Source organism: Citrobacter sp. RHBSTW-00671, from assembly GCF_014103415.1.
Lineage (GTDB): Bacteria > Pseudomonadota > Gammaproteobacteria > Enterobacterales > Enterobacteriaceae > Citrobacter.
The window spans coordinates 1,271,514-1,294,843 of sequence record NZ_JABXPR010000001.1 but is presented as its reverse complement, the minus strand read 5'-3'; the positions used below and the strand labels follow the sequence as shown (position 1 = coordinate 1,294,843).

The window sequence follows — 23,330 nt, the reverse complement described above, 5'->3', positions numbered from 1 at the left end:
CATGATGAAGATCATCAGTTATTTTGACGATCCGCCCCGAACAGCAGATTGATAAGGAGTTTTATTTGTCGATGTCAGTACCTTTACTTCTGACCTTACTGGCAGGCGCCGCCACATTTATCGGTGCATTTCTTGGCGTGCTGGGACAAAAACCCTCTAACCGCGTTCTCGCGTTTTCTCTGGGTTTTGCCGCAGGCATCATGTTGCTGATCTCCCTGATGGAAATGTTGCCAGCGGCACTGGCAGCAGAGGGAATGTCGCCGGTGCTGGGTTACGGGATGTTTATCGTTGGTTTGCTGGGCTACTTTGGCCTGGATCGTTTACTGCCGCACGCTCACCCTCAGGATTTAGTCCAAAAAACCACACAGCCGTTGCCCGGTTCCATTAAGCGTACCGCGATTTTATTAACTCTGGGTATCAGCCTGCACAACTTTCCGGAAGGGATCGCGACTTTTGTTACTGCCAGCAGCAACCTGGAGCTGGGTTTTGGTATTGCACTGGCCGTCGCATTGCACAATATTCCTGAAGGTTTAGCCGTTGCCGGGCCCGTTTATGCTGCCACAGGCTCCAAACGTACCGCTATATTCTGGGCAGGGATCTCGGGCATGGCGGAAATATTAGGTGGGGTACTGGCATGGTTAATTCTGGGTAGTTTGATTTCGCCCGTGGTGATGGCGGCAATTATGGCCGCGGTCGCCGGAATTATGGTCGCATTATCCGTTGATGAGCTGATGCCGCTGGCAAAAGAGATCGACCCCAATAATAATCCCAGCTATGGGGTACTGTGTGGAATGTCGGTAATGGGCCTCAGCCTGGTTATCCTGCAATCTATGGGCATCGGGTGAAGCCGATGGCGGATGCGGCTCTGTGATTCAGAACATCCGCCTCATTCATGGTGGCAGGGCCGCTATTCGTGGTCCTTGGCGGTGGTACCACCTTCGCCCGTATGGCGAAACAGTTTGTTGCGCGCCTCGAGTAATGCATCTCTGTCTTGCCGGAACGCTCTGCAATAACGTTTCATATGGCAATAATAACCGACAGCAACGAGTGCAATTAATACAATCCAATACCAGGCAATAAACATTCTTTTACCCTTAAAATTTAACATCATTAAACATTTAACGTTAAAATTTTACATAACTATATTCTGACCTACCTCTATAGTGGCATAACATGAAAACAAATATATGATTTTGATCATATAACGTAACGGATAACGCTAATCGAAAAACCTGCATTAAAAAGGAAACAATATCATCACATTTACACGACTAAATAAAAATTCATTATCCAGAACAACGTCCCTCATTGTCATTCAAAGAATAATAAAAATGTTACCCACTGATAATTAATAATTTTCTCGCGGAGCGGGATATTTATTTAAACATTTACGGGCTATACTATTAAATTATGACAACGCATCAGCATAAGAAAAATATATTAATAACTATTATTTAGTGTTGATACGTAGTACCAGAGCATCCCATCTAACTAAAGCTAAATTATCCGGCTATAACAACAAAAAACCGAAGCCAGAAAACTGACTTCGGTTTTTTTATCCCTACCGCGGTTGTCGCGGTAGTCAGCAATTAGCTGGCTTTGCGCTCGTGCGCCTGACGGTAAGCCACTAAATCTTCGATAGTGACTACAGCCATATTGTGCTTGCCGGCAAACGCAATGCACTCCGGCGCGCGCGCCATGGTGCCATCATCATTAGTCAATTCGCACAGCACACCAGCCGGTTTAAAACCAGCCAGCGTCACCAGATCGATGGTGGCTTCGGTGTGGCCGCCGCGAGTTAACACACCACCAGCCTGAGCACGCAGCGGGAAAACGTGACCCGGGCGGTTCAGATCGGAAGGTTTAGCGCCATCCTTAATTGCCGCACGCACCGTTGTAACACGGTCTGCAGCGGAAACACCGGTAGTCACACCTTCTGCCGCTTCAATGGTCACGGTAAAACCCGTACCGTAAGCGCTGGTGTTATTTTCCACCATCATCGGCAGATCGAGCTGTTTGCGTCGGTCTTCAGTGATGCACAGGCAAACAATACCGCTACCGTGACGGATGGTCAGCGCCATCTGTTCAACAGTCATGGTTTCTGCCGGGAAAATCATATCACCTTCGTTTTCACGGTCTTCATCGTCAAGCACCATCACACCGCGTCCTTCACGCAGCGCAGCAAGCGCATGTTCAACACGTTCGAAAGGCGTACCAAAAGAGGAAAGTAGCGTCTGATTCATGGTAAAAAAACCTCACTAAAATTATGGTTACCAGAATCAGGGCAGTCTTAGGAGTGCCGTCAAAGCGGCAAAAAAATAACGTGAGCGGGTCCATGCCCGACTGGATCGTTACTCTCTCCCATCCGGACTCTAACCGTCGGCCCCGGAATTACACCGGATCTGCTGACCTTTTTGCCGTAACAAAAAGCGCTCGCGGGCTTTCAACATTCGTTGATTTACCGCCGGTGGGGAATTTCGCCCCGCCCTGAGAATAAGCGGGTTAACTATAACGCTATTGATTACCTTCATCAACGCCTTTACTCGACTTAGCTTCACACAATTCTGGTTTATGCCTGGGGCAGTTCGCACTACAATAGGCAGCAACACGTACCAGTTCAGGGAAACCATAATGATTGACCCGAAAAAAATTGAGCAGATTGCTCGTCAGGTTCACGAGTCGATGCCGAAAGGGATCCGGGAGTTTGGCGAAGACGTTGAGAAGAAAATTCGCCAAACGCTGCAGTCGCAGCTGACACGTCTGGATCTGGTAAGCCGCGAAGAGTTTGACGTACAAACCCAGGTTTTACTGCGTACCCGTGAAAAACTGGCGCTGCTTGAGCAACGCCTGACGGAGCTTGAAGCGCGTGAAAAAACGGCTGAAGTTAAGCCGGCGCCCGCAATCCCGCCAGTCGATCCACAAGTATAAAAACGACAACGGGCCGTAAGGCCCGTTAATATGTCAGTGTTCCAGTTCTAATTTTTTCGCCTCTGTTGCCTGCTGGCAGTAAAGTGCATAGCGTTTGCAAAACCAGCTGCGATGTTCCTCATCCATATTTCCAGTGACAGCCTGGATATCAACGGGTCGGCCCTCAGCCTGCATTCTGGCAAAACTCCGGGCCAGGAAATCGAAATTGTTCAGTGAATACATATTGCTGTTCATGAGCATACCCTCCAGTTATTGAATATCTGTTAAGGCCATATGCTTTTTCTGATTTCAGTATTTCCCTGGATACGAAGTTATTCTGTACATATTGTGCGCAAAAAAACCGCCTGCTTCACAGTTTCCTACGAAATCTAAGAGGGAGATGAGCCCCTTTTCGGATTTAAGACCAGGGTAACGCATGTTATTGTAACGTCATGTAAAAGTAAGAGGTAAAACTATTACTTTTGACACGGACAGGGAACGCAGTAACAGGAGGAAAATACTTGGTTCTATTTGCGGATTATAACGACCCCTACCTGTTTGCTATTTCATTTGTACTGCTGATTGGCCTACTGGAAATCATCTCTCTTATTTGCGGCCATTTCCTTTCAGGCGCGCTTGATGCTCACCTTGAACACTACGATGCCCTGACCTCCGGCAATATCGGCCAGGCGCTTCACTATCTCAATATTGGGCGAATCCCCGCGCTGATCGTGCTGTGCTTACTCGCAGGTTTCTTTGGGCTCTTCGGTATCCTTCTTCAGCATGGTTGGGTCACGCTGTGGCAGGCTCCGCTCAGCAACCTGCTGCTCGCGCCGGTGAGCTTCATTCTTGCGGTCTTTGCCGTGCATTACAGCGGAAAAATCATCGCCCCGTGGCTACCGCGGGATGAAACCACCGCCCTCGCTGAAGATGAATTTATCGGCAGCATGGCAATCATTACCGGACATTCTGCAAGTGCCGGAACGCCCTGCGAAGGCAAATTTACCGACAAGTTCGGGCAGATCCACTATGTGCTGCTGGAGCCTGAAGCAGGCAAAGAATTCAAAAAAGGAGACAAGGTACTGATTATCTGCCGACTCTCCGCAACGCGTTACCTGGCCGAGTTAAACCCCTGGCCGACTGTTTTATAATTTTACACAGAGGGATCTCATAAATGGATGATGTTTTTGGCATGTTACCTTCATGGATGTTTACCGCCATTGTCGCGGTGGTCGTCTTAGTAATTATCGGGATTATTTTTGCCCGCCTGTATCGTCGTGCGTCTGCTGAACAAGCGTTTGTGCGTACCGGCCTTGGCGGGCAAAAAGTGGTGATGAGCGGCGGCGCAATTGTCATGCCTATCTTCCACGAAATCATTCCTATCAACATGAACACCCTCAAACTTGAGGTGAGCCGTTCTACTGTCGACAGTCTCATCACCAAAGACCGTATGCGCGTAGATGTCGTCGTCGCCTTTTTCGTGCGTGTAAAACCGTCTGTTGAAGGGATTGCAACCGCCGCACAGACGCTGGGACAGCGGACGCTGTCACCAGAGGATTTACGTGTGCTTATCGAAGATAAGTTTGTCGATGCCCTGCGTGCCACTGCGTCGCAGATGACCATGCACGAGCTGCAGGATACGCGTGAAAACTTCGTTCAGGGCGTACAAAACACCGTCGCGGAAGACCTGTCCAAAAACGGCCTGGAGCTGGAGAGCGTTTCACTCACCAACTTTAACCAGACCGAAAAAGTCCATTTCAACCCCAACAACGCCTTTGATGCCGAGGGTCTGACCAAACTGACCCAGGAAACGGAACGTCGTCGTCGCGAACGTAACGAAGTCGAGCAGGACGTAGAAGTTGCCGTTCGTGAGAAAAATCGTGATGCGCTGTCGCGCAAGCTGGAGATCGAGCAGCAGGAAGCCTTCATGACGCTCGAGCAGGAGCAGCAGGTGAAAACCCGCACAGCTGAGCAAAACGCCAAAATTGCCGCCTTTGAAGCCGAGCGTCATCGCGAAGCTGAACAGACGCGTATCCTTGCCGAACGCCAAATTCAGGAAACAGAAATCGATCGCGAACAGGCGGTGCGTTCAAGAAAAGTCGAGGCCGAGCGTGAAGTTCGCATCAAAGAGATCGAACAGCAGCAGGCAACAGAGATCGCTAACCAGACCAAGTCCATCGCCATTGCCGCCAAGTCCGAACAGCAGTCTCAGGCTGAAGCACGCGCTAACGATGCCCTGGCCGATGCGGTTCGCGCCCAGCAGAACGTAGAAACCACCCGCCAGACCGCAGAAGCGGATCGTGCCAAACAGGTGGCATTGATTGCCGCAGCCCAAGATGCGGAAACCCAGGCTGTTGAGCTGACCGTACGCGCGAAAGCGGAGAAAGAAGCGGCAGAATTGCAGGCGGCAGCGATTGTTGAACTCGCCGAAGCAACGCGGAAAAAAGGCCTCGCGGAAGCAGAAGCACAACGCGCACTTAACGATGCCATCAACGTGCTTTCCGATGAACAGACCAGCCTGAAATTTAAGCTGGCGCTGCTGCAGTCCCTGCCAGCGGTTATTGAGAAATCCGTTGAGCCAATGAAGTCTATCGATGGGATCAAGATTATTCAGGTTGATGGTCTCAATCGCGGCGGCGCAGTCGGTGAAGTGACCGCAGGTAACGTAAACGGTGGGAATCTCGCAGAGCAGGCATTATCCGCAGCCCTTACCTATCGTACACAAGCGCCGCTGATCGACTCGCTGTTAAATGAAATTGGCTTGTCCGGTGGTTCGCTGTCGGCACTTGCCGAACCGATGAAAGCAGTGGAAAGTAGCGCTGTGACGGAAAAATAAAGCGTAAAAATGCCGGATGGCGACGCGCCATCCGGCAATCAGGTCAGCGTTCACTTATCGCTGTCTTTCTGGATCTTTTTGATGATATTGGTCGTCGAACAACCATCTTCGAAGTTGAGTACCAACACTTCTCCGCCGTTGGCCCACACCTCTTTGCTGCCGGCAATCTCGTCCGGCTTGTAATCGCCGCCTTTGACCAGCAGATCCGGCAGAACACCGGCAATCAGACGCTGCGGCGTATCCTCTTCAAAAGAGACGACCCAGTCGACAGACTCCAGCGCACCCAGCACGATCATACGTTGTTCAAGCGGGTTAACCGGGCGCGTTTCACCTTTCAGACGTTTGGTGGACGCATCGCTGTTAACCGCGACGATCAGACGGTCACCCAGCTTGCGCGCATTTGCCAGATAGGAGACATGCCCCGCATGCAGGATGTCAAAGACACCGTTGGTCATCACCACTTTCTCACCACGTTTGCGGGCGCTGGCGACAGCCTGCTTCAGCTCATCTTCACTCATCACGCCAAAACCGGTGTCCGCGCGACCACGCACGGCGTTTTCCAGCTCGATCGGTGAAACCGTAGAGGTCCCCAGCTTACCGACAACAACACCTGCTGCCGCGTTAGCAAAATAGCACGCCTCTTCCAGCGAATTACCCGCGGCAAGCGTCGCTGCCAGCACGCCGATAACCGTATCGCCCGCCCCGGTCACGTCATACACTTCCTGCGCCTGGGTCGGCATGTGCAATGGCGCTTTGCCCGGTTGCAGCAGCGTCATGCCCTGTTCGGAGCGCGTGATTAACAGTGCAGAAAGGCCGAAATCCGCAATCACCTTCATGCCGCGTTCAACCAGTTCATCTTCGCTCTTGCACTTACCCGCGACCGCCTCAAATTCGGACAGATTTGGCGTCAGCAGCGTTGCACCGCGGTAGCGTTCAAAATCAGTCCCTTTCGGATCGATAAGCACCGGAACCCCAGCCTTCCGCGCCAGCGCAATCATCTGCTGCACGCTTGCCAGCGCACCTTTGGCGTAGTCCGACAGCACCAGCGCGCCGATAGATCCCAGTGCCTGATTGATACGCTCATGCAGTGGCTGCGGATCCACACCTTCAAAGCCTTCTTCAAAATCCAGGCGAATCAGCTGCTGGTTGCGGGAAAGCACGCGCAGCTTGGTTATCGTCGGATGCGTTGGTACAGAAACGAAGTCACATTTTACGTTTACGTCCGCCAGCGTTTTACTGAGTGCACGCGCCGCATCGTCAATGCCGGTCAGGCCCACCAGACGCGAATTCGCTCCCAGAGAGGCAATGTTCATCGCCACGTTTGCTGCGCCACCGGGACGTTCTTCAATGGTATCCACTTTGACCACCGGGACCGGCGCTTCCGGGGAGATACGGCTGGTAGGGCCGTACCAGTAGCGATCCAGCATCACATCACCGACAACCATGACTCCTGCACGTTCAAACTCTGGCAGCGTTACTTTCATTCCTGTCTCCTGAGAGATTCTCTGAGGGTCTTAAAATTTGCGCGCGATAATAGCACACTTCACTCGGCAACCAGCCACTTCTGCCAGCTGTCACGCACCAGCGTACGTTCAGCACTGAAGCTCTCCGGTGCGACATGGCCCGGAAGTTCCTGCAGGGCAAGATGGTGAAGTTCATCGCGCAGCGTTGTGTAAGCGCGGGTAAGCGCCAGCGCTTCCTGTTCGTCCATAATGTCGTTTTGCGCCAGTAATTCCAGAATGCGCACGTTATCCGACCAGCGCGTCAGCTTGGGTTTTTCATGGGCATAGCGCAGCACCAGATATTGCGTAATAAACTCAATGTCGGTGATACCCCCTTCATCTGCTTTGATATCAAAACGATCGCGATGCTTATTGCCCAAATGGGCACGCATTTTCTCACGCATTTCGCGCACATCTGTCTGCAATGTTTTTCCATCACGGGCGAGGGTCATGATATCGCGCCGCACCACATCAAACTGAGAGGTTAGTTGCGGGTCGCCGTACACCACACGAGCCCGCACCAGCGCCTGATGCTCCCACGTCCAGGCTTCGTTACGTTGGTAGTCAGCGAAAGCATCTGTTGAGGTCACCAGCATCCCCGCGGCGCCTGACGGACGCAGGCGTGCATCCACTTCATACAAAATGCCAGATGAGGTGCGGGTACTGAAAAGATGCATAATGCGCTGCGACAGGCGCAGGTAGAACTGCCGCCCGTCAATCTCACGTTCGCCGTCAGTCATCACATCCATCGGACAGTCATGCAGGAAGATCAAGTCGAGATCGGAGCTATAGCCCAGCTCCCAACCGCCCAGTTTTCCGTAGCCTACAACGGCAAAACCGCGACCTTCGCGATCGCCAAGATGCGTTGGCTGCCCGTAGCGGGCGACCATTTGCGTCCACGCCTGCTGAACTACGGCATCAATAATGGCTTCCGCCAGCCAGGTCAGATGATCGCTAACCTTCATCACCGGCAGCGTCCCGGCGATATCAGCCGCCGCAATACGCAGCAACTGCGTTTGCTTAAACTGACGCAGGGCTTCCAGTTGCTGCTCTTCGTCATCTTCCGGTACGCGCAGTAAATACTGACGTAGCTCATCACGATAGGCGTCAGTCGCCGTGGGTTGATACAGCGTGTTGGGGTCCAGCAGCTCATCAAGCAACAACGGATAACGTGCCAGTTGGCTGGCCACCATGGGTGAGGCAGCGCACAGCGAAATCAGATGTTTAAGCGCCCCTGGGAATTCGCTCAACAGTTCCAGATAAGTCGTGCGAGTGACAATGCCCACCAGCAGCGGAGTAATACGCGACAACGGCACGGAGGCATCATCGCGGGAACAGACATCGCTCAACAGATGCGGCATCAAATGATCCAGCACCTGACGCCCCCGCGGGCCTATCGTGCGCTTATCCAGCTCTTTACGGAAATCAGCGATCAGCGTCAGCACACGGCGGCGATCGTCATCCGCCAGATGCATCAGCACTGGCGTCGTATCATCTTCCTGCAACGCATCCTGCCACAGCTCGCGCCACTGTTCCGACAGCGACTCTTCCTGAGTTTCGGCTTCGTCATCGCCAATTAACTCATTAAACACCCGGCGCACATTACTCATATGTACCGCCAGCACATCGGTCAGTTGCTGCCAGTCATCGACATGCATCCCCCACGCCAGTCTTGCCCGGTTCAGCTCATCGCTCGGCAGCGTTTGGGTCTGTTCGTCATTGATACTCTGCAGCAGGTTTTCCAGGCGGCGTAAATAGAGATAGGCCGTCCGCAGTTGTTCCGCATCGGTATCGGACAGCAAATGCAGCGTATTGATGGCGCTCAGTGTGGGTAAAAGCGAACGGGATTGCAGGGAAGGCTCACGCCCGCCGCGGATCAGTTGGAATACCTGAACGATAAATTCGATTTCACGAATACCGCCCGCGCCGAGCTTGATGTTGTCCTTCAGGCCACGACGGCGAACTTCACGGGCAATCATTCCTTTCATGTTACGCAGCGACTGGATCACACTGAAATCGATGTAGCGACGGAAGACAAACGGTCGTAGCATAGCGCGAAGCTCGCTGACATAAGTACCGTCGGCATCGCCCATGATACGTGCTTTCACCATGGCATAGCGTTCCCAGTCGCGCCCTTGCTCCTGGTAATAATCTTCCAGCGCGGAGAAGCTCAGCACCAACGGACCGCTGTCGCCAAACGGACGTAAGCGCATGTCTACCCGATAAACAAACCCATCCATTGTTGGCTGATCCAACACCTTGATGAGTCGCTGCCCCAAACGGGTAAAGAACTGCGCGTTATCCAGTTCACGCCGTCCACCCTGTGTAGAGCCATGTTCCGGCCAGGCGAAAATCAGATCGATATCAGAAGAAAAATTCAGCTCGCCGCCACCGAGTTTTCCCATCCCTAAAATCAGCAGCGGTTGCGGGGTGCCTTCCTGATTACAGGGCGTTCCCCACTCACGGCAACAGGCGTCATACAGCCAATCACGTGCGGCAATGATCAGCGTCTCCGCCAGGTGACTTAGCTGTTGCAAAATACTCTCTTCAGCCACCAGCGACAGCGTCTGCGCCCAGGCAATGCGCACCATGATGCGACGGCGGAACAGACGCAGTTCACGCATCAACGTCGCTTCATCACTGACGTCGTGCAACGCTTGCTGTAACCAGGTGACATAGTGTTGCCATTCATCAGCCTGTGGTGCGGCGCTTTCCAGCTCCACCAGCCACTCAGGATGGGCAATCACACTGTCGCGAACAAAATCACTGAATGTAAGCACTGACTTCGCCTGTACACTCAGTGAAGACTCAGATATTGCTGCTGGCAGCCGCTCAACAACGGTCGGCCAGTACTGCTGTAACGGTGAAGAGAGCTGCTTCATTTACGGGTTATCCTTTGAATGGTGCCGAATGGCGGCATTTCGCTTTATCCGGCCTACATGACACTGACATCCATCGCGTAGGCCTGATAAGCGCAGCGCCATCAGGCATCCCGGCCTCGGTCCTGGTTATCGTTTACCGCTGTGCAGCCAGAACGGCTCCTGAGAGATCGCTTCGTTGCGGAAGTGTTCAATTTCAATATGTTGGCGGGTTTCGATGGCATGACGCAGCCCCTGCCAGTTAGCAATCCATTCTGATGCGACATTCTCATCGTAGTAACCCGCCAGCATCAGCATGCTATCAATATTGCGCGTCAGACGAGGGAGTTGATCGGCGTACTGATCGCCCAGCGGTTGCGCAAAAGCCGTTTTCAGTTCAGCGGCATGACGTGAAAGATGGGTGTCAGAAAAACGCTTAAAGGAGTCGGTAATTTTAGCCTGCGCTTTTGCATCAAGGAACGTTTGCCACCCTTTGGTTACCAGCCATTCGGTAAGTGCCAGTTTAGCCATTGCCGTTTGCGTACTATAAACCGCCGAAACGGCAGAAACGTCCGACGCAATGATCGCTTCCGACTGGGTCAGCAAATCACGTAAGTGAGCGCTCGCTTTACGCGGAACATGACCACCAAAGAGCATCAGGACGTGGCGAACCAACCCTATTGCAGCCAACACGCCGTCTTTCGCGCCTTTGACGCCGCGCACCCACAACTCTTCGTGATACTGCCATTGCGACAATGCCTGCTCCAGCGCCGCTTCCAGCCCTTGTTCAATGTTCGCTTTCGCAGGGACTTGCAGAATACCCGTCGGTTTGATTTCACGCGGCACGTTCCCCTGCGCCAGATGATAACCACGAGCCGCCTTGCTCAGACTGCCCTGGCGTAAACCGGTTTGTGACACCAGCTGACTTGCCAGCTTCAGTACCGCACGGGTATCGCCGCTCAACAACTCAAGTTCAAGCTCGCAGAGGGGTTCTGCAAACTCGCCGGCCTTCACTTCCCCCAGATCGAGAGCGATTTCAATCCGGCTGCCGTCGACATCAACCAACCATTTCTCGCGGTAAAAGTCGGTGCTGAACAACGGTTGCACCTGAGAGGCAAGATCGGCGGGCAGTTCACCATTGGGCCACACCTCAGCAGGAAACTGGGTGAGATCCAGTTCCGGCGCGCTCAAGGCGACATTATATTCTGGTCGTTGATGCAGACCGCCCGTTACCCGTCCGGCAATTTTCATGGTCATTTCATAACGACCGTTCTCACCGCGAATACGCAACCCCATATCATGGCCTCGCAACCAGGCATCCGGGGTTTCGTAGTAAATATTCAGCAACTGACTGGGGGCGTGATGCTCTCCCCCCAACGTATTCAGACGTTCACGTAGCGCATCTACAGCATCACTATTGACGATAAACTTTAATTCGATTTCCTGGGCCATGGTCTTGTACTTATGGGTTATGTCACAGTTGAGAAAACAGACTGCGAACTAAGTGCATTCTTTATTGTCAGTAGATAGTATTTTGCGCCAAATTGCCATGCAACGTGCAATTTGACGGGCGTAAAAGTTTCGGGTGGTGGCAAAAAGGACACAGATGATTCCGATTGATGTCGAATGCTTTGCGTAGAGACACTGATGCCACTACTATCGTTCCACTTTCTATGACAATAACGACAGCCTGATGCCAAAATTACGCCTGATTGGATTAACTTTACTCGCACTTAGCGCCACTGCAGTCTCTCATGCCGAAGAGAAGCGCTATGTCTCTGATGAACTGAATACCTGGGTCCGCAGCGGTCCGGGAGATAATTATCGCCTCGTGGGCACGGTTAACGCCGGCGAGGAAGTCACGCTTTTACAGACTGACGCCAACACCAACTACGCCCAGGTGAAAGACAGCACCGGACGTACCGCGTGGATCCCACTTAAAGAGCTGAACAGTACGCCAAGCCTGCGTACCCGTGTACCCGATCTGGAAAACCAGGTTAAAACACTGACCGATAAGCTCAATAATATCGACACCACGTGGAATCAACGCACCGCCGATATGCAGCAAAAAGTAGCGCAAAGCGACAGCGTGATCGACGGGTTGAAGGAAGAAAACCAGAAGCTGAAGAACGAGCTTATTGTGGCGCAAAAGAAAGTCAGCGCCGCTAACCTGCAGCTTGATGACAAGCAACGTACTATCATCATGCAATGGTTTATGTATGGCGGCGGCGTGCTCGGACTCGGCCTGCTTCTCGGTCTGGTTCTGCCACACATGATCCCGAGCCGGAAGCGCAAAGATCGCTGGATGAACTGAATCGCCTTCTCCGCCACACTGACATATTATTAAGGAATACTGTTTTTCAAAAGGAATGTGGTGTGAAGATTTATCTGGTCGGTGGTGCTGTTCGGGATGCGTTATTAGGGCTACCGATTAAAGATAAAGATTGGGTCGTTGTCGGCGCCACGCCGCAGGAGATGCTTGACGCGGGCTATCAGCAGGTAGGTCGCGATTTCCCTGTGTTTCTCCACCCACGCACCCGGGAAGAGTATGCGCTGGCGCGCACCGAACGAAAATCGGGCTCAGGCTACACCGGATTCACCTGTTATGCCGCGCCGGACGTTTCGCTGGAAGCCGATCTTCAGCGCCGCGATCTGACGATCAACGCGTTGGCCCGTGACGACGACGGAGAGATTATCGATCCGTATAACGGCCGTGGCGATCTGGAAAATCGTTTGTTGCGCCATGTATCCCCTGCTTTTAGTGAAGATCCGCTGCGCGTTCTGCGCGTGGCGCGTTTTGCTGCCCGCTATGCACACCTCGGCTTTCGTGTTGCTGATGAAACCATGACGCTGATGCGCAACATGGCCGCTGCTGGCGAGCTGGAACACCTGACGCCAGAACGCGTGTGGAAAGAGACAGAAAGCGCCTTAACCACCCGTAATCCGCAGGTATTTTTCCAGGTCCTGCGCGATTGCGATGCCCTGCGCGTGCTGTTCCCGGAAGTAGATGCTCTGTTTGGCGTTCCGGCCCCCGCACAATGGCATCCGGAAATCGACACCGGCATTCACACGCTGATGACGCTATCGATGGCGGCCATGTTAAGCCCGGAGGTCGACGTGCGTTTCGCCACGCTGTGTCACGATCTCGGTAAAGCATTGACACCCAAAGCACTCTGGCCGCGCCACCATGGTCACGGCCCGGCAGGCGTTAAGTTGGTAGAACAACTGTGCCAACGCATGCGCGTGCCCAATGACATCCGCGATTTAGCCAAACTGGTAGCCGAATTTCACGATCTGATTCATACCTTCCCGATCCTGCAGCCCAAAACCATCGTGAAACTGTTTGATTCCATTGACGCCTGGCGTAAACCGCAACGTGTGGAACAAATCGCGCTGACCAGCGAGGCCGACGTTCGTGGCCGAACCGGTTTTGAAGCAGCAGATTATCCGCAGGGCAGATTGCTACGCGAGGCCTGGCTGGTTGCACAGACTGTGCCAACGAAAGAGGTCGTTGAGGCAGGATTCAAAGGGCCGGAAATTCGCGAGGAGCTAACCCGACGCCGCATTGCGGCGGTGGCTAGCTGGAAGGAACAGCGCTGCCCAAAAGCGTAGGAAATGCATTGCCGGATGCGCTGCGCTTATCCGGTCTACAGCTTCGAAACGGATATAACCCGTAGGCCGGATAAGGCGGAACGCCGCCATCCGGCACCACGGAAAGTCATCAGAAGAACACCACGTAAACGGCGGCGGCGACCACAAAACGATAAATCGCAAACGGAATAAACGAGATACGTTTAATCAGTTGCAGGAAGGTCTTGATCGCCACCAGCGCCACGATAAACGCCGTCACGAAGCCGACAGCAAACATTGGAATGTCTGACGCAGTCAGGAACGACCAGCTTTTGTAGAGATCCAGCGCCGTCGCGCCCATCATCATCGGGACCGCCAGCAGGAATGAGAATTCAGATGCCGCATAACGGCTCACACCCATCAGCATACCGCCAGAAATCGTCGCTCCGGAACGGGAAAAACCGGGCCATAGCGCCAGACACTGGAAACAGCCAATCATAAACGCCTGGCGGTAAGTCATATCGTCCAGACCCGGCGCGCGCGGCTCTTTTGGTTTGAGGCACTCTGCGACAATCAGCAGCACGCCCCCCACCACCAGCGCGTACATCACGTTGATTGGGTTAAACAGTGACTTGATGGTGTCGTGGAAGACCAGACCCAGAACCACAGCAGGAACCATCCCCAACAAGATATGCCCGAGGGTCAGTCGCCCTTTACCAGAGCCTTCATGCGGGGTCTTGCCAAAGTGAATGCCAATTAAACCAAACAGACGTCGCCAGAACATCACCACTACCGCCAGAATGGAACCCAGTTGGATCACGACTTCAAACGTTTTTGCGGTATCGCCCTCAAAACCTAGCAGGTGGCCAACAATTATCATATGGCCGGTACTGGAAACGGGTAGGAACTCCGTCAGCCCTTCGACCACACCCAAAATTGCCGCTACCAGCAGCGAGTGCATATCACTCATCAATAAACCCCTAACGAAAGAGAAAAAGCACGGCAAAAAAGAGCCGACGTCAGGACCCTTTTATACCTGTTTGGTTTAGATATTATTAAGTTAATTATTTTCTTTCAGATTATTGCTACGTTCGATGATAACCCCGACGTTTGCCGCACGGGCCACCGCACCAGGTTTGCTCAGCTTGATGCGCACCCATGGAGAATTAAAGCGGCTGAGCAAGAGATCCGCCACCTCTTCCGCCACACGTTCTACCAGCGCAAAACGCCCACCTTCCACATGATTAACAACTGTTTGAGCAATATCAGCATAGCTCAGGCAATCAGCGACATCATCACTTTTGGCAGATTTACGGTTATCCCATGCCATTTCGATATCGAACACCAGTTTTTGTTCGATAGTTTGTTCCCAGTCATAAACACCGATAGTGGTGATTACTGAAAGTTGCTCTATAAATACAATATCCATCACGACCTGCCTGCTTTTTGGCTAACCCGGATACCACTTCCGGCGAAATATGCGTATTATCCACAGAAGTAGCGTTTTACACGACATTTTCAAAACGGAACAGCTTATGAGTGCAATCGCGCCTGGAATGATTATCTTCGCGTACCTCTGCGGCTCAATTTCCAGTGCCATTCTGGTATGCCGCCTCGCTGGATTGCCGGACCCGCGTACAAGCGGCTCAGGGAATCCGGGCGCGACAAACGTGCTGCGAATTGGAGGCAAAGGAGCCGCCGTCGCCGTGCTGATTTTCGACGTCCTGAAAGGTATGTTACCCGTCTGGGGGGCATACGCGCTAGGCGTCAGCCCCTTCTGGTTGGGATTGATCGCTATCGCGGCCTGCCTGGGACATATTTGGCCGATATTTTTCGGCTTTAAAGGTGGAAAAGGCGTCGCCACCGCCTTTGGCGCGATTGCGCCGATTGGTTGGGATCTTACTGGCGTAATGGCCGGTACCTGGCTGCTCACCGTCCTGCTGAGCGGCTATTCATCATTAGGCGCTATCGTCAGCGCACTGATTGCGCCGTTCTACGTCTGGTGGTTCAACCCTCAGTTCACCTTTCCGGTCTCCATGCTGTCATGCTTAATTCTGCTGCGTCACCATGACAACATCCAGCGTCTGTGGCGTCGTCAGGAGACAAAAATCTGGACCAAGCTAAAGAAAAAGCGCGAAAAAGACCCTGAATGATTTTCTTGCCGGATGGCGACGCTAGCGCGTCTTATCCGGCTTGTGGGATCTGATACCCCTCAACAGGCTTACCCAATCTGTGCTGACACCACGTTGCCAGAAACTCCACGCACACACGCAACTTCACGCTGCGATACAGCGGCTCCTTATAAACCGCCCAAATATTGGCGCTCTGCGCGTAGCCTGGCAGTACACGAACCAACTCGCCGTTGCGCAGGAACGGCTGCACATCCCATTCGGAGCGTAACATAATCCCTTTTCCTTGCAGCGCCCATTGCAGCACAATCTCACCGCTGTTGGACGAAAGGTGCCCTGCCACCTTAACCGTTTTTTTCTCCTGACCGTTGTCGAGCTCCCATACCCCGTGGGTCATATCGCGCTCTTTCGTTACCAGGCAATCGTGATGACTTAATTCCTGTAACGTCATCGGCTGGCCATATTTTTGTAAATATATCGGTGCGGCACACAATATTCTTTTATTTTTCGTTAACAAATGCGCAATATAATAATCAGGAATGTCATCATTAATTCGAATATCCAGATCGATATTATCCTGAGCTAAATCAATTTGCCGATCGTAAAGCTCAAAATGCACCTGTAATTCAGGATAGCTGTGCATCAATTCGGTAATTGCCGGGGCAATATAACTACGCCCAAATCCAAAACTACAGCCGATACGAATCATCCCTTCCGGACGCGTTTTGATTTGTGTAACGTCATCCACCAGATGCTGATAACGGGCAAGGATCTCCAGCGCATGTTCATAACAGCGTTGCCCGCTTTCCGTGAGTGCCACGCCGCGCGCAGAGCGGCTAAGCAGTGTTGTGCTCAGCGTAGATTCGAGGATCTGAATGCGTTTTGTCACAAACGCAGGCGTTTGTCCAAGCGTCGCGGCGGCTGCGCTAAAGCTGCCACTATGAACAATCTCAACCAGCACCTGCAGGTCTTTCGCCAGGGGATAAGTGTTCAGCATGTTCAGTATATCCGTGATGTTGTTAACCGCAGTGTAATTCTCTGATGCGAATGAAACCCTGCCCTCGCGCAATTTTTATTGCCTTATCCGGACATCATTCACGAACTGTTAATTGGATATTCACAGTGGCAAATAATATAAAACCACATTTTTAGTGGTAGTTTGTGCCGGAGAATTTATTTCCAGATAAATAAAAGAACTGGAGTTAACAAGATGAGCAAGCAAAATAACCAAAATGCGATAAATACGCTGACGAACATTGTCGCAGACTTTACCGCCATGATTTCTACCCGCATGCCTGACGACGTCGTAGATAAATTAAAACAGCTACGCGAAGGCGAAACCTCGCCGATGGGTAAAATCATTTACCACACCATGTTTGACAACATGCAGAAGGCTATCGACCTGAATCGCCCGGCCTGTCAGGACACCGGCGAAATCATGTTCTTTGTAAAAGTCGGCTCCCGCTTTCCGCTACTGGGCGAACTGCAAAGCATTTTGAAACAAGCCGTTGAAGACGCGACCGTCAAAGCGCCGCTGCGTCATAACGCGGTCGAGATTTTTGACGAAGTGAATACCGGTAAAAATACCGGTACCGGTGTGCCGTGGGTCACCTGGGATATCATCCCTGACGGCGACGATGCAGAAATCGAAGTCTACATGGCGGGCGGTGGCTGTACGTTGCCGGGACGCTCCAAAGTGTTAATGCCTTCTGAAGGCTACGAAGGCGTAGTGAAATTTGTCTTCGAAAATATCTCCACGCTGGCGGTCAACGCCTGCCCGCCGGTGCTGGTCGGTGTCGGTATTGCGACCTCTGTAGAAACCGCGGCCGTGCTGTCACGAAAAGCGGTACTGCGTCCTATCGGGTCACGTCACCCGAACCCGAAAGCGGCTGAACTGGAACTGCGCCTGGAAGAGGGACTTAACCGCCTGGGCATTGGCCCACAAGGGTTGACCGGGAATAGCTCCGTCATGGGCGTGCATATCGAATCTGCCGCACGCCATCCCTCCACTATCGGCGTTGCCGTCTCTACTGGCTGCTGGGCGCACCGTCGCGGCACGCTGCTGGTTCATGCTGACCTCTCCTTCGAAAACCTGTCTCACACCCGGAGCGCGTTATGAAAAAGATCCTGACAACCCCGATCAAAGCCGAAGATCTGGCAGACATCCGCGTTGGCGATGTCATTTACCTGACCGGTACGCTGGTGACTTGTCGCGACGTGTGCCACCGCCGCCTGATCGAACTTAAGCGCCCGATCCCGTACGATCTAAACGGTAAAGCAATTTTCCACGCCGGACCGATCGTGCGTAAGAACGGTGAAAAATGGGAGATGGTTTCCGTTGGCCCAACCACCAGCATGCGTATGGAAGCCTTCGAGAAAGAGTTCATTGAACAAACAGGTGTGAAACTGGTGGTCGGTAAGGGCGGTATGGGACCGTTGACGGAAGAAGGCTGCAAGCAGTTCAAAGCGCTACACGTGATCTTCCCAGCTGGCTGCGCAGTCGTTGCGGCAACCCAGGTTGAAGAGATCGAAGAAGTGCACTGGACGGAGTTGGGCATGCCGGAATCCCTGTGGGTATGCCGGGTAAAAGAGTTCGGCCCACTGATTGTTTCCATCGACACCCACGGCAATAACCTGATCGCTGAAAACAAAAAGTTGTTCGCTGAACGCCGCGACCCGATCGTGGAAGAAATCTGCGAGCACGTGCACTACATCAAATAACCCTTCCGGAGGGGCGCTACGCCCCTCCCCCTTTCGCAGGGATACAACAATGGCACCTTTAGCTGGTTGGTGGCGATACCTGGCTCCGCTGGTGGTCATCGCCATTATTGCTGTTCTGCCCATTCCCACCGGTCTTGAGAGCCACACCTGGCTCTATTTTGCCGTCTTTACCGGTGTGATTGTCGGGCTCATTCTGGAACCTGTACCGGGTGCGGTAGTCGCGATGATTGGTATTTCGATTATCGCGGTACTGTCGCCGTGGATCCTGTTCAGCCCTGAACAACTCGCGCAGGACGGTTTTAAATTTACCGCCAAATCGCTGTCATGGGCGGTATCGGGTTTTTCTAACTCGGTTATCTGGCTGATTTTCGCGGCCTTTATGTTTGGCACTGGCTATGAGAAAACCGGACTTGGTCGACGTATTGCGCTGATGCTGGTGAAAAAGATGGGGCACCGTACGTTGTTTCTCGGCTACGCGGTGATGTTCTCTGAGCTGATCCTTGCTCCTGTCACACCCTCTAACTCTGCGCGTGGTGCCGGGATTATCTATCCGATCATCCGCAACCTGCCACCGCTGTATAACTCACAGCCCAATGATCCCAGCGCCCGCTCTATCGGCTCTTACATTATGTGGATGGGGATTGTCGCTGATTGCGTTACCAGCGCTATTTTCTTAACGGCGATGGCACCAAACTTGCTGCTAATCGGTCTGATGAAAGGCGCATCTCACACGGCGCTAAGCTGGGGCGACTGGTTCTTAGGGATGTTACCGCTGAGTATTTTGCTGGTGTTGATCGTGCCCTGGCTGGCGTACGTGTTGTACCCGCCGGTGCTAAAATCCGGCGACCAGGTACCGCGCTGGGCAGACACCGAGCTAAAAGCAATGGGGCCGCTGTGTGTGCGCGAGAAAAAGATGCTGGTGCTGATGGTCGGCGCGCTGGTGCTGTGGATCTTCGGCGGTGACTATATCGATGCCGCGATGGTCGGTTACAGCGTGGTAGCACTGATGCTGGTGCTGCGCATCATCAGTTGGGATGACATCGTCAGTAATAAAGCCGCGTGGAACGTCTTTTTCTGGCTGGCCTCGCTGATAACGCTCGCCACCGGGCTCAATAACACCGGTTTTATTACCTGGTTCGGCAAGCTGCTGGCAAACGGGCTGAGCGGCTATTCGCCAATGATGGTGATGGTGGCACTGATCGTGGTGTTTTATCTGCTGCGCTACTTCTTTGCCAGCGCCACGGCCTATACCTCGGCACTGGCGCCGATGATGATTGCCGCCGCGCTGGCGATGCCCGCTATCCCACTACCCGTCTTCTGCCTGATGGTGGGTGCGGCGATTGGTTTGGGCAGCATTCTGACCCCCTATGCAACCGGCCCAAGCCCTATCTACTACGGTAGCGGCTATTTACCGACGGTAGATTACTGGCGATTAGGTGCCATTTTCGGCCTGATCTTCCTCGTGCTGCTGGTGATAACCGGCCTGGTCTGGATGCCCCTCGTTTTACTGTAAACCCCATTGGGGCGGCGTATTGTCGCCCCTTTTCCCATAAGCTTCTCATATGACCCTTTTCCCACTGCGCTGAGGCATACTTTTTTGTATGCAAATACCCTCATGCCGATAAGGGAAACGCTCTGGATACGGTTGCGCACGAGACACATACACGGGGCTGGCAGGCCGAACTGGATCTGCAGTTTACCCGCACCACACACAAAACGGTGCTTGCCTCGTCGCGTCATCACGGCCCGTTAACGGTCCAGCGCCCGTTTTACCCGGAAAACGACGTCTGTCATCTCTATTTACTGCATCCTCCCGGCGGCATTGTCGGCGGTGACGAGTTGCATATTTCCGTTTCACTCAGCGAACACAGCCATGCCTTAATAACCATGCCCGGTGCGGGCAAGTTCTATCGTAGCCGTGGGCCGCAGGCGCAGCTACGCCAGCATTTTACCCTCGCCCCACACGCCACGCTGGAATGGCTACCGCAGGACACGATCCTCTTTCCCGGCGCCAATGCCACTCTCCAGTCAGTCTTTCACCTGACACATGAAAGTCATCTGTTTGCCTGGGATCTCTTGTGTCTCGGACGACCGGTACTGCAGGAAACGTTCAGTCACGGCACGCTGCAGAACCGTCTGGAAGTATGGCGGGATGGACAACCGCTCCTGATAGAACGCCTGAAGTTGCAGGATGGAGACTTGAGCAGCATTGCCCGGCATCCCTGGGTTGGCACACTGCTGTGCTACCCGGCGAACGAAAATATGCTGGAAGGAGTACGTGAACGGCTCACACCACTGGGAAATTACGCCGGAGCCACGCTTAACGACGCATTGCTTACGCTACGTTTTCTGGCAGATGACAACCTGGTCGTTCAGCGCGTGATGCGCGATATCTGGCAATTTGTACGCCCACTGCTTACGCAGAAATCTCCTGTACTCCCGCGAATCTGGCAAACCTAAGAGAACCATTATGGAACTGACCCCCCGAGAAAAAGACAAGCTGTTGCTGTTTACCGCTGCGTTGGTGGCAGAGCGCCGCCTGGCCCGCGGGCTAAAGCTGAACTACCCGGAATCAGTAGCGTTGATCAGCGCTTTTATTATGGAAGGTGCGCGTGATGGCAAAACTGTTGCCTCACTGATGGAAGACGGTCGCCACGTTATCACCCGCGATCAAGTGATGGAAGGCGTTCCGGAGATGATCCCGGATATTCAGGTAGAAGCCACGTTTCCGGACGGTTCTAAGCTGGTCACCGTCCATACCCCGATCGTTTAAGGAGCAGCAATGATCCCTGGTGAATATCAGATCTCAACGGGAACTATCGCGATCAATTCGGGCCGGATAACCCGCACGATCGTGGTGGAAAATCATGGCGACCGCCCCATCCAGGTGGGATCGCACTATCACTTTTACGAAGCCAATCCGGCGCTACATTTTGACCGTCAGTCCGCACGCGGTTTTCGCCTGAATATTGCTGCGGGTACCGCAGTACGTTTCGAACCCGGACAAAAGCGGGAAGTCGAACTGGTGCGTGTGGCCGGTGCACAGCGGATCGTGGGTTTTCGCGGTGAAGTCATGGGTGCACTGGAGGCAGAAAATGAATGAACTGTCCCGGCAGGCTTACGTTGACATGTTTGGCCCGACAACCGGCGATAAAGTACGGCTGGCAGATACGGAACTGTGGATCGAAGTAGAAAAAGACTTCACCACCTACGGCGAAGAGGTCAAGTTCGGCGGCGGAAAAGTGATCCGCGACGGTATGGGTCAGGGTCAAATGCGCGCGCAAGCGTGTGTGGATCTGGTGATAACCAACGCGCTGATCGTCGATCACTGGGGGATCGTTAAAGCAGATATTGGCATCAAAAACGGCAGGATCTTCGCCATTGGCAAAGCAGGTAACCCGGATATTCAACCTGACGTCACGATCCCTGTCGGCGTTGGCACAGAAGCGATCGCCGGAGAAGGTAAGATCGTCACCGCTGGCGGAGTGGACACCCATATTCACTGGATCTGCCCGCAGCAGGCGCAAGAGGCACTGGTATCTGGCGTGACGACAATGATCGGCGGCGGCACGGGGCCGGCGGCAGGAACCCATGCCACCACCTGTACGCCAGGTCCATGGTATATCGCCCGTATGCTCCAGGCGGCTGATGCGCTGCCGGTCAATATCGGTCTGTTGGGCAAGGGCAATGGTTCGAATCCCGACACGCTACGCGAACAAGTCGCTGCGGGGGCAATTGGCCTGAAGATCCACGAAGACTGGGGTGCCACCCCGGCGGCTATCGACTGCGCACTGACCGTCGCTGATGAAATGGACATTCAGGTCGCGTTGCACAGCGACACGTTGAATGAGTCTGGCTTCGTCGAAGATACGCTGGCGGCAATTGGCGATCGCACGATTCATACCTTCCACACCGAAGGGGCGGGTGGCGGCCATGCGCCGGACATCATCACCGCCTGCGCACACGCGAATATCCTGCCCTCTTCTACCAACCCAACGCTGCCTTACACCGTCAACACCATCGACGAGCACCTCGATATGTTAATGGTCTGCCACCACCTCGACCCGGATATCGCCGAGGACGTGGCTTTTGCCGAATCGCGAATTCGTCGGGAAACGATCGCCGCCGAAGATGTGCTGCACGATATTGGCGCATTTTCCCTGACCTCATCTGATTCTCAAGCCATGGGGCGTGTGGGCGAAGTGATCCTGCGTACCTGGCAAGTGGCGCACCGCATGAAGGTCCAGCGCGGTCCGCTGGCGGAAGAAACCGGCGATAACGATAACCAACGCGTTAAACGCTATATCGCCAAATACACCATCAACCCGGCGCTGACCCACGGTATCGCCCACGAAGTCGGTTCCATTGAGCCTGGCAAACTGGCTGACCTGGTGCTGTGGTCACCGGCATTCTTTGGCGTAAAACCGGCAACGATCGTTAAGGGCGGGATGATTGCCTGCGCGCCGATGGGCGATATCAATGCCTCGATCCCGACCCCGCAGCCAGTGCATTACCGCATGATGTTTGGCGCGCTCGGCGCGGCGCGGCATCACAGTCGTCTGACATTTATCTCTCAGGCTGCTGATGCGCTAAACCTCCCGCTACAGCTCAATCTGCAAAGTGCCATCGCTGTTGTTAAAGGCTGCCGGACGGTGAAAAAAGCCGACATGATCCACAACAGCCTACAGCCCAATATCACCGTCGATGCCCAAACCTACGAGGTGCGTATTGATGGCGAACTTATCACCAGCGAACCGGCAGATGTGTTGCCGATGGCGCAACGCTATTTCCTGTTTTAAGGAGTGAT

At 53.5% G+C, this 23,330-nt stretch carries 23 protein-coding genes and 1 riboswitch; of the genes, 14 read left to right on the top strand and 9 right to left on the bottom strand.

The window, feature by feature from the left end; all coding sequences use genetic code 11:
• The first annotated feature begins 71 nt into the window (after positions 1–71).
• Positions 72–845, top strand: a complete 774-nt coding sequence (zupT, locus tag HV261_RS06220) for a zinc transporter ZupT (protein WP_003024600.1) — start codon at positions 72–74, stop codon at positions 843–845.
• Between the two features lie 62 nt (positions 846–907).
• Here zupT and HV261_RS06215 read toward each other — a convergent pair whose 3' ends face one another.
• On the bottom strand, positions 908–1,084 hold the full coding sequence (locus HV261_RS06215) for a hypothetical protein (protein WP_202037735.1): 177 nt from the start codon (positions 1,082–1,084) through the stop codon (positions 908–910).
• Between the two features lie 505 nt (positions 1,085–1,589).
• On the bottom strand, positions 1,590–2,243 hold the full coding sequence (gene ribB, locus HV261_RS06210; protein WP_137382554.1) for a 3,4-dihydroxy-2-butanone-4-phosphate synthase: 654 nt from the start codon (positions 2,241–2,243) through the stop codon (positions 1,590–1,592).
• A gap of 106 nt (positions 2,244–2,349) precedes the next feature.
• Positions 2,350–2,499, bottom strand: a riboswitch (FMN riboswitch).
• A gap of 132 nt (positions 2,500–2,631) precedes the next feature.
• On the opposite strand from ribB, the gene ubiK reads away from it, so the two are divergent.
• Positions 2,632–2,928, top strand: coding sequence for a ubiquinone biosynthesis accessory factor UbiK (gene ubiK, locus HV261_RS06205; RefSeq protein WP_202037734.1), 297 nt, complete (start codon positions 2,632–2,634; stop codon positions 2,926–2,928).
• A 33-nt stretch (positions 2,929–2,961) separates the two neighbouring features.
• Here ubiK and glgS read toward each other — a convergent pair whose 3' ends face one another.
• On the bottom strand, positions 2,962–3,168 hold the full coding sequence (gene glgS / locus HV261_RS06200; protein WP_137382553.1) for a cell surface composition regulator GlgS: 207 nt from the start codon (positions 3,166–3,168) through the stop codon (positions 2,962–2,964).
• 260 nt (positions 3,169–3,428) lie between these two features.
• Between glgS and HV261_RS06195 the strand changes: the two genes are divergently transcribed.
• Positions 3,429–4,058 carry an OB-fold-containig protein gene (locus HV261_RS06195; RefSeq protein WP_137382552.1) on the top strand — a complete coding sequence of 210 codons (630 nt, stop codon included), beginning with the start codon at positions 3,429–3,431 and terminating at the stop codon, positions 4,056–4,058.
• 23 nt (positions 4,059–4,081) lie between these two features.
• On the top strand, positions 4,082–5,743 hold the full coding sequence (locus HV261_RS06190; protein WP_137382551.1) for a flotillin family protein: 1,662 nt from the start codon (positions 4,082–4,084) through the stop codon (positions 5,741–5,743).
• Between the two features lie 50 nt (positions 5,744–5,793).
• On the opposite strand, the gene hldE is transcribed toward HV261_RS06190, so the two are convergent.
• The 3 genes from hldE to HV261_RS06175 all read right to left on the bottom strand — a co-directional run bounded on the left by hldE (position 5,794) and on the right by HV261_RS06175 (position 11,555).
• The gene (hldE, locus tag HV261_RS06185) at positions 5,794–7,227 is read right to left on the bottom strand and encodes a bifunctional D-glycero-beta-D-manno-heptose-7-phosphate kinase/D-glycero-beta-D-manno-heptose 1-phosphate adenylyltransferase HldE (protein ID WP_137382550.1); all 1,434 of its coding nucleotides are present in this window, start codon (positions 7,225–7,227) and stop codon (positions 5,794–5,796) included.
• Positions 7,228–7,286: 59 nt separating this feature from the next.
• On the bottom strand, positions 7,287–10,127 hold the full coding sequence (gene glnE, locus HV261_RS06180) for a bifunctional [glutamate--ammonia ligase]-adenylyl-L-tyrosine phosphorylase/[glutamate--ammonia-ligase] adenylyltransferase (protein ID WP_202037733.1): 2,841 nt from the start codon (positions 10,125–10,127) through the stop codon (positions 7,287–7,289).
• 126 nt (positions 10,128–10,253) lie between these two features.
• Positions 10,254–11,555 carry a CYTH domain-containing protein gene (locus HV261_RS06175; RefSeq protein WP_202037732.1) on the bottom strand — a complete coding sequence of 434 codons (1,302 nt, stop codon included), beginning with the start codon at positions 11,553–11,555 and terminating at the stop codon, positions 10,254–10,256.
• Between the two features lie 241 nt (positions 11,556–11,796).
• Here HV261_RS06175 and HV261_RS06170 point away from each other — a divergent pair, with 241 nt between their 5' ends.
• Together HV261_RS06170 and HV261_RS06165 are read left to right on the top strand one after the other, a co-directional pair.
• Positions 11,797–12,417, top strand: coding sequence for a TIGR04211 family SH3 domain-containing protein (locus tag HV261_RS06170; RefSeq protein ID WP_137382547.1), 621 nt, complete (start codon positions 11,797–11,799; stop codon positions 12,415–12,417).
• A 62-nt stretch (positions 12,418–12,479) separates the two neighbouring features.
• Positions 12,480–13,715, top strand: coding sequence for a multifunctional CCA addition/repair protein (locus HV261_RS06165; protein ID WP_202037731.1), 1,236 nt, complete (start codon positions 12,480–12,482; stop codon positions 13,713–13,715).
• 109 nt (positions 13,716–13,824) lie between these two features.
• Here the strand turns inward: HV261_RS06165 and bacA are convergent, their stop codons facing one another.
• Both bacA and folB read right to left on the bottom strand, forming a co-directional pair.
• Complete coding sequence (gene bacA / locus HV261_RS06160; protein ID WP_202037730.1) at positions 13,825–14,643, bottom strand: undecaprenyl-diphosphate phosphatase; 819 nt, start codon at positions 14,641–14,643, stop codon at positions 13,825–13,827.
• Positions 14,644–14,733: 90 nt separating this feature from the next.
• Entirely contained in the window at positions 14,734–15,102 is a 369-nt protein-coding gene (gene folB / locus HV261_RS06155; RefSeq protein ID WP_137382544.1) for a bifunctional dihydroneopterin aldolase/7,8-dihydroneopterin epimerase, read from the bottom strand.
• A gap of 106 nt (positions 15,103–15,208) precedes the next feature.
• On the opposite strand from folB, the gene plsY reads away from it, so the two are divergent.
• Positions 15,209–15,826, top strand: coding sequence for a glycerol-3-phosphate 1-O-acyltransferase PlsY (gene plsY, locus HV261_RS06150; RefSeq protein WP_202037729.1), 618 nt, complete (start codon positions 15,209–15,211; stop codon positions 15,824–15,826).
• Positions 15,827–15,857: 31 nt separating this feature from the next.
• Here the strand turns inward: plsY and ttdR are convergent, their stop codons facing one another.
• Positions 15,858–16,799: an L-tartrate utilization transcriptional activator TtdR gene (gene ttdR, locus HV261_RS06145; protein ID WP_202037728.1), complete on the bottom strand. Its 942-nt coding sequence runs from the start codon at positions 16,797–16,799 to the stop codon at positions 15,858–15,860.
• A gap of 213 nt (positions 16,800–17,012) precedes the next feature.
• Between ttdR and ttdA the strand changes: the two genes are divergently transcribed.
• The 7 genes from ttdA to ureC all read left to right on the top strand — a co-directional run bounded on the left by ttdA (position 17,013) and on the right by ureC (position 23,322).
• Complete coding sequence (gene ttdA, locus HV261_RS06140; RefSeq protein ID WP_202037727.1) at positions 17,013–17,921, top strand: L(+)-tartrate dehydratase subunit alpha; 909 nt, start codon at positions 17,013–17,015, stop codon at positions 17,919–17,921.
• A complete protein-coding gene (gene ttdB / locus HV261_RS06135; RefSeq protein ID WP_115454410.1) occupies positions 17,918–18,523 on the top strand; it encodes a L(+)-tartrate dehydratase subunit beta in 606 nt (201 codons plus the stop codon). The genes ttdA and ttdB overlap by 4 nt, the downstream gene beginning before the upstream one ends.
• Before the next feature lie 49 nt (positions 18,524–18,572).
• Positions 18,573–20,036 carry an anion permease gene (locus tag HV261_RS06130; protein ID WP_202037726.1) on the top strand — a complete coding sequence of 488 codons (1,464 nt, stop codon included), beginning with the start codon at positions 18,573–18,575 and terminating at the stop codon, positions 20,034–20,036.
• 122 nt (positions 20,037–20,158) lie between these two features.
• Positions 20,159–20,983 carry an urease accessory protein UreD gene (locus HV261_RS06125; RefSeq protein WP_220472509.1) on the top strand — a complete coding sequence of 275 codons (825 nt, stop codon included), beginning with the start codon at positions 20,159–20,161 and terminating at the stop codon, positions 20,981–20,983.
• Positions 20,984–20,993: 10 nt separating this feature from the next.
• Positions 20,994–21,296, top strand: coding sequence for an urease subunit gamma (locus HV261_RS06120; RefSeq protein ID WP_202037724.1), 303 nt, complete (start codon positions 20,994–20,996; stop codon positions 21,294–21,296).
• A gap of 9 nt (positions 21,297–21,305) precedes the next feature.
• On the top strand, positions 21,306–21,626 hold the full coding sequence (locus HV261_RS06115) for an urease subunit beta (RefSeq protein WP_202037723.1): 321 nt from the start codon (positions 21,306–21,308) through the stop codon (positions 21,624–21,626).
• Positions 21,619–23,322: an urease subunit alpha gene (gene ureC / locus HV261_RS06110; RefSeq protein WP_202037722.1), complete on the top strand. Its 1,704-nt coding sequence runs from the start codon at positions 21,619–21,621 to the stop codon at positions 23,320–23,322. Before HV261_RS06115 ends, ureC begins: the two co-directional genes overlap by 8 nt.
• The last annotated feature ends 8 nt before the right edge of the window (positions 23,323–23,330 follow it).

Excerpts from the sequence above, each read along its gene's own strand:
- zupT (WP_003024600.1), top strand. The coding sequence starts at position 72 with ATGTCAGTACCTTTACTTCTGACCTTACTGGCAGGCGCCGCCACATTT.
- HV261_RS06215 (WP_202037735.1), bottom strand. The coding sequence starts at position 1,084 with ATGTTTATTGCCTGGTATTGGATTGTATTAATTGCACTCGTTGCTGTC.
- ribB (WP_137382554.1), bottom strand. The coding sequence starts at position 2,243 with ATGAATCAGACGCTACTTTCCTCTTTTGGTACGCCTTTCGAACGTGTT.
- ubiK (WP_202037734.1), top strand. The coding sequence starts at position 2,632 with ATGATTGACCCGAAAAAAATTGAGCAGATTGCTCGTCAGGTTCACGAG.
- glgS (WP_137382553.1), bottom strand. The coding sequence starts at position 3,168 with ATGCTCATGAACAGCAATATGTATTCACTGAACAATTTCGATTTCCTG.
- HV261_RS06190 (WP_137382551.1), top strand. The coding sequence starts at position 4,082 with ATGGATGATGTTTTTGGCATGTTACCTTCATGGATGTTTACCGCCATT.
- hldE (WP_137382550.1), bottom strand. The coding sequence starts at position 7,227 with ATGAAAGTAACGCTGCCAGAGTTTGAACGTGCAGGAGTCATGGTTGTC.
- glnE (WP_202037733.1), bottom strand. The coding sequence starts at position 10,127 with ATGAAGCAGCTCTCTTCACCGTTACAGCAGTACTGGCCGACCGTTGTT.
- HV261_RS06175 (WP_202037732.1), bottom strand. The coding sequence starts at position 11,555 with ATGGCCCAGGAAATCGAATTAAAGTTTATCGTCAATAGTGATGCTGTA.
- HV261_RS06170 (WP_137382547.1), top strand. The coding sequence starts at position 11,797 with ATGCCAAAATTACGCCTGATTGGATTAACTTTACTCGCACTTAGCGCC.
- bacA (WP_202037730.1), bottom strand. The coding sequence starts at position 14,643 with ATGAGTGATATGCACTCGCTGCTGGTAGCGGCAATTTTGGGTGTGGTC.
- folB (WP_137382544.1), bottom strand. The coding sequence starts at position 15,102 with ATGGATATTGTATTTATAGAGCAACTTTCAGTAATCACCACTATCGGT.
- plsY (WP_202037729.1), top strand. The coding sequence starts at position 15,209 with ATGAGTGCAATCGCGCCTGGAATGATTATCTTCGCGTACCTCTGCGGC.
- ttdR (WP_202037728.1), bottom strand. The coding sequence starts at position 16,799 with ATGCTGAACACTTATCCCCTGGCGAAAGACCTGCAGGTGCTGGTTGAG.
- ttdA (WP_202037727.1), top strand. The coding sequence starts at position 17,013 with ATGAGCAAGCAAAATAACCAAAATGCGATAAATACGCTGACGAACATT.
- ttdB (WP_115454410.1), top strand. The coding sequence starts at position 17,918 with ATGAAAAAGATCCTGACAACCCCGATCAAAGCCGAAGATCTGGCAGAC.
- HV261_RS06130 (WP_202037726.1), top strand. The coding sequence starts at position 18,573 with ATGGCACCTTTAGCTGGTTGGTGGCGATACCTGGCTCCGCTGGTGGTC.
- HV261_RS06120 (WP_202037724.1), top strand. The coding sequence starts at position 20,994 with ATGGAACTGACCCCCCGAGAAAAAGACAAGCTGTTGCTGTTTACCGCT.
- HV261_RS06115 (WP_202037723.1), top strand. The coding sequence starts at position 21,306 with ATGATCCCTGGTGAATATCAGATCTCAACGGGAACTATCGCGATCAAT.
- ureC (WP_202037722.1), top strand. The coding sequence starts at position 21,619 with ATGAATGAACTGTCCCGGCAGGCTTACGTTGACATGTTTGGCCCGACA.